Annotated in this window: 1 protein-coding gene; it reads left to right on the plus strand. The window is 67.4% G+C overall.

From position 1 onward, the window contains the following. Positions 1-29 precede the first annotated feature (29 nt). Positions 30-6,032 (plus strand): SDR family NAD(P)-dependent oxidoreductase, encoded by a 6,003-nt coding sequence (locus CWE01_RS13385; protein WP_100941004.1) that lies wholly within the window; start codon positions 30-32, stop codon positions 6,030-6,032. Positions 6,033-6,091 lie beyond the last annotated feature (59 nt).

Consider the following 6,091-nt stretch of genomic DNA (forward strand, 5'->3'; position numbering starts at 1 on the left):
CAAGGATTCTCCAAGGACCTAGACGAATCATGCGCAAAGACTTCGACAGCAATGCCAAGGTTGACCTCGTGTCCGGGCCGCAGGCCGCCGACATCGCGATTATCGGCCTGGCCGGACGCTACCCCCAGGCCGAGGATCTCGATCAGCTCTGGGACAATCTCAAGCAGGGTCGCGACTGTGTGATCGAAGTGCCCGGGGGGCGCTGGGATCATGGGGCGATCTATGATCCGGCCAAGGGGGTTTCGGGGAAGACCTACAGCAAATGGGGCGGCTTCCTGCAAGGGGTCGATGAATTCGATCCGCGCTTCTTCAATATCTCCCCCCGCGAAGCCGAGATCATGGACCCCCAGGAGCGGCTGTTCCTGCAATGCGCCTATCACCTGATCGAAGACGCCGGTTACACCCGCCAGAGTCTGAGCGCCAAGGGCCGCGTGGGGGTCTACGTCGGGGTCCAGTACACCGAGTACACCGCCTTCAGCACCCCGCAGACCCTGGTCGCGGCGCTGCCGGCGTCGATCGCCAACCGGGTCTCGTTCTTCTGTGACTGGCGCGGTCCGAGCCTGACCCTCGACAGCATGTGCTCATCGTCCCTGACCACCTTGCACCTTGCCTGTCAGAGCCTGCGTTGTGGCGAGTCGGATTACGCGGTGGCCGGCGGGGTCAATGTCTCCATCCATCCCGACAAGTACCTGCTGCATGCCCAGGGGCGCTTTGCCTCGAGCGTCGGCTGTTGCAAGACCTTCGGCCAGGGCGGCGATGGTTATGTGCCGGCCGAGGGCGTGGGCGCGGTCCTGCTCAAGCCGCTGGCCCGGGCCGTGGCCGACGGCGACCGCATTTATGCGGTGATCAAGGGCACCGCGATCAATCATGGTGGCCGGGCCACCGGCTTCACCGTGCCGAAGTCCTCGGCCCAGGCCAGCGTGGTGGCATCGGCCCTGGAGCAGGCCGGCTTCGCGGCCAGCGAGTTGAGTTATATCGAGGCCCATGGCACCGGCACCGCCCTGGGCGACCTGATCGAGGTCGAGGGCTTGCGTTCGGTGTTCCAGCAGGAGGGCTTCACGCCGCAGTCCTGTGTGATCGGCTCGATCAAGTCGAATATCGGCCATTGTGAAAGCGCCGCGGGGATTGCCGGGCTGACCAAGGTGCTGCTGCAACTCAAGCACGGCCAACTGGTGCCATCGCTGCACTCGGCGCAGCTCAATCGCAACATCGATTTCGCCACGAGTCCGTTCCAGGTCCAGCAGGACCTGGCGCCCTGGACCTCCAGGGAGGGCGCGCCGCGCCGCGCCGGGGTGTCCTCGTTCGGTGCCGGTGGCTCGAATGCCCATGTGGTGCTGGAGGAATACCGCGCGCCTGAACGCGCACCCGTCGCGTCGGCCGAACTGCCCGCCAATGCCCTGATCCTGTTGTCGGCGCGTAGCCGCGAACGCCTCCAGGCGGTTGCCGCCGGACTGCTGGCCAGCCTGGAACGTGACGGCTCGACGCTGGCCCGCGACCTTGAAGGGCTGCATGACCTGGCCTACACCCTGCTGGTCGGGCGCGAAGCGCTGGACTGGCGCGTCGCATTTCTCGCCGGATCGGCGGACGAATTGAAGAAAAAGCTGCGCGCTGTGGCCGCCGGCGTCGAGCAAGAGGGGCTGTTCCATGGCCAGGCGCTGAAGCCGGCTCGCCCCCGTGCCGGTGAAACGCCGGTTGCCGTGCCGACACCGGATCCGCATGACAGCCTCGCGCTGATCAGGTATTGGCTGGCCGGCGGAGCGCTGGATGGGGCGCTGCTCTACGGACCGGACGGATTCCAGCCCGCGCGCGTGGGCCTGCCGTTCTATCCCTTTGTCCGTGAGCGCTGCTGGGTGCCGCCCCTGGAAGGGACGGGCGGTTCGGCGTTGTTGCGCTGGGGAACAACACCGCCGGTGGCCGGGCACCGGCCGCTGCTGCGGCGTATCGACGATGGCGAGGGGCACCAGTTTGTAACGACCCTGCGTGGCGATGAGTTTTTCCTCGACCACCATCGGGTCAACGGTCGCAAGATCCTGCCCGGTGTCGCCTACCTGGAAATGGCCCTGGAGGCCTTGAAGGAGGTGTCGGGGCAAGCGGCGTTGGCGCTGGGGAATATTCTCTGGATCCGGCCCTTCGAATGTTTCGACGAACCGGTCGAGCTGTCGCTGTCCGTGCAGCGCGGACGCAAGAGTGAGTGGGAGTTCGAGTTCTTCGGCTGGCGGGTTCGCGTTGCCGGTGCCGAACCGAGTCGCGTGGTCTATTGCCGGGGGCAGGCCGAACGCAGCAGCGAGCCGACGGTGGCGCCGCTGCCGGATCTCGACGAGCTGTCTTCGATTAGCCAGGAAGACACTTCGGTCGACGCGTTTTACCAGCGTTTTGCCGCCGTGGGCATCGACTACGGCCCCGGGCATCGCGGCTTGCGTGGCCTGCGCTGTTCACCGGGGCAGGTTCTCGCGCGCCTGCAATTGCCGGAGTTTTTGCTGCCGGGCGGCGAGTTCCGCCTGCACCCGAGCCTGTTGGACAGCGCCTTGCAGGCCGCCCTGGGCTTCGCCGACGGGAATGAGTCGGAGGGTGGCCCGCGGGTGCCGTTTTCGCTGGAGCGCCTGACCCTGGGCCGTTCCAGCCGTCTGCCGGTCTGGGCACGCCTGACCGCCCACGGCGAAGTGCGCGGCAGTGCGGCCTTCGTGTTCGACCTGGACCTGTTCGATGAACAGGGTGAAGCCTGCGTTCATCTGCATGCCATGGGCTCCAGGGTCATGCCGCGCGCTGCCGCGCCGACCGCGGAATCGCGGTTGGCCCTGCTGGCCCCCACCACCAGGGCCTGGGTCGCAACGGAAAATGGCCTGCCTCCCGAGGCGCAGCGGATCTACCTGGGCCCGGGCAGTGAAGCCCATGCCGAAGCCTTGGTCGCGCGCTTTCCCCTGGCGCAGTGCGTGAAGCTTGAGGCCACTGGGGAGGCCGGGTCGCTGGCCGAACGTTACCGCGCCGCCGCCCAGGTGTTGCGCGAGGATCTGGCACGAGGTGTCGTCGATGGACGGCGGACCTTGTTGCAACTGGTGGTCGTCGATGGCGAAAGCGGCGGTCTGTTTGCCGGATTGTTCGGACAATTGCGTTCCTTTTCGCGCGAGCAAGCGTATTGCCCGGTGCAATTGATCACGCTTTCAGCCGGAGACGACCCAGGCCCTCTGTTGGACGCCGGGCGCGCAGCGGGCAGTGAGCTGGTCCTGAGCCTTGAGGCCGGGCAACTGCGCCAGGCCGCCTGGCAGGTGCTGCCCGAGGTTGAGCTGGATCGGCCGGCGCTGCCTTGGCGCGCCGGTGGCGTCTACCTGCTGAGCGGCGCCTTGGGGGCCCTGGGCCGTCAGGTTGCGCTGGATATCGCCGGCAGTGTCGGCGATGTCACCTTGCTCCTGCTCGGGCGTGGCGCGGCGGATGCCGCGACTGCTGAGCATATCCAGCAGTTGCAGGCGCTGGGGGCACGGGCGTTCTATCGCCAGGTTGATTTGAGCGCCGAGGCCGATCTGAATGCCCTGGTCCGCGATTGGTCGGCCCAGGTCGGCCCGCTGACCGGCGTGCTGCACCTGGCCGGTACACGCCAGGATGGTTTGCTGCGTCAGAAGACGGCGCAGCAGTTGGATCAGGTGTTGCAACCCAAGGTGGCCGGGACCTGGAACCTGGACCTGGCCACCGCCGGACAGCCCCTGGAGTTTTTCCTGACCTTCGCCTCGATTTCCGGGGCGCTGGGCAACGCCGGGCAGTCCGATTACGCCTGTGCCAACGGATTCATGGACGCCTTCGTCAGGTACCGCAACCATCAGGTGCGCCAGGGACTGCGTCAGGGGCGCAGCCTCTCCATCGACTGGCCGTTGTGGCGTGACGGGGCCATGCAACTGACACCCGAACGGATCGCCGCCATGACCCAGGCCAGCGGACTGCTGCCCCTGGACAGCGCCCGTGGTTTGCAGGTGTTGCGCCAGGCGATTGTCCAGGGCGGCGAGCAGTGGCTGGTGCTGGCGGGGCAGGGCGAACGCTTCGGGGCGCTGCTCGGTGAGCTGCAAGCGCTGCCGACGACAGCTCCCGCCCCGGCGCCGAAGCCGACTGCCGCCGGCCCGGACTGGTTGAAGCTGCTGCGAGATCGGGTCGGGCAGATCCTCAAGGTCGACCCGGCCGATATCGACGACGCCACGCTGTTTCCGGACATGGGCTTCGATTCGGTCATGCTTACCGAGCTGGTGTCGGCGCTCAACCTTGAACATGGCCTGGACCTGGCGGTCGGGCAACTCTTCGAATATTCGAGCCTCGAGGCATTGGCGGCGTATCTGGGCAACGCCGCGCCGACCCTTGCCGAGCCCCGCAGCGGACTGACCGGCGCAGACGTCGAGGCGACGGCTGCCGGGGCGGGACCGGCTGCCAGCCGGCTGATGGCCGAGATCACCGATATGGTCTGCCGGCTCCTGAAAACCAGTGCCGATGACATCGACCCGCGCACCGACCTGCATGACTTCGGTTTCGACTCCGTCCTGCTCGCCCAACTGCTGAGTGAGGTCAATGCGGCCTATGGGCTGGAGCTGTCGGCGGCGCAGATATTCGAAACCCCGAGCCTGGAGCAACTGGTCGCCAGTGTAGGGGGACAATTGGGCGCCGTGGCACCCGCCGAGGACCGCGTGACGTTGCCGGTCCCACTGGCGGAGCCGCCTCGCGCGCTGACGGTCAGTGCTCCCCCGCCCCTCGAAAGCCTTGCGCTGCCCCAGGTGGTGCTGCTGTCCGCCGGCAGCGACGAGCAACTGCGCCGGGTGGCGAGCAATCTGCTGCAACGGATCGAGACACCCCAGGGCGAGCGCCTGGATCTGCGGACACTGGCGCAGGTTTGCCAGGCGAGCAGTGGCCTGATGGACGTACGCCTGGGCCTGGTCGCCAGCGATCTCGAGGAGTTGGCCGGCGGGTTGCGCGGTTACCTGTCCAACGATCAGCAGGCCACCGGGGCCCGGCTCGGGGTGGCCTCGCTCAGCGGTTCGGTGCTCAATCGCGTCATGGCGCTTCCGGGGCTGGCCGGCGAAGTCGCCGGCTGGTTGCGCGAGGGCGCCGTGGAGCCGCTGTTGCAGTTGTGGAGTCAGGGCCTGGAGATCGACTGGCAGGTATTGTCGGCGGCACCGGGCAAGCCGAGTGGGCGCGATCCGCTCCCACGCCTTGAGCGCCCGTGGTCATCGGTTGCGGCGGACGAAGCGACAGCGCTGACGCTTCTGAACTCGGTGGTGGGCGAGCCTTTGTATTGCTTCCCCGCTGCGGGGGCCGGGGCGCACTCGTTCCTGCCCCTGGCGGCGGCGCTCGACGGGGTGGCGGCGATCCAGGTCCTGGAGTATCCGCCACTGGACCCACGGGTCGATCCCGCGCAAGCCTTGCAACGTCTGGTCGCGGCCCATGTGCAGGCGCTGCTGCGCCGGCGCTCGGGTGCGGTGCTGCGGCTGCTGGGACATTCCTTCGGCGCGAGCATTGCCTTTGAGGTGGCCCGCCAGTTGCGGATCCACGGGCGACAAGTCGAGTTGTACATGCTCGACAGCTTTTTCTATGTGCCCCAGGGTCAGCAGGGCGAAGACTTTTCCCTGGACCAGTTGACCTATTTCCTCGGTGACACACCCTTGCGCAGCCGCCTGCTGGCGGTACAAGGCGAGCGCTGCGCGGTGTCCTTCAGCCAGATGCAAGTGGCGATGCGCGATCTGCTGCCCACGCAGACGGCCGCGAACGGTCCCGGCGACTGGCTTGCGGCCCAGGTGGCGATGAGTGTCGCCTACCGGCCCTCGGGGCGCTTCGATGGCGAGACCTGGGTGATCGTGCCGGCGCAAAGCATCCTCGGGGCGGCCAACCTGCCGCGCACCCTGGAGCGCTACTGCGCCTACCTGGCCTCGGGGCCGCAGGTGGCCACGGTCACCGGCGGGCATATGTCGATGCTCAACAAGGACCATGTGCAGTCCCTCGTGCGGGTCCTGCAGCAGCGCTTCGATGCGTTGCCGTTGCGTCACGCCGCTGTCGGCAACGTCTAGGCGCAGGCCAGGGATAGCGCCCGGCCGGGGCGGACGCCGCGGCCGGCGGGATCGACTAA

This window comes from Pseudomonas sp. QS1027 (assembly GCF_002814235.1).
In the GTDB taxonomy this organism is placed as follows: domain Bacteria; phylum Pseudomonadota; class Gammaproteobacteria; order Pseudomonadales; family Pseudomonadaceae; genus Aquipseudomonas.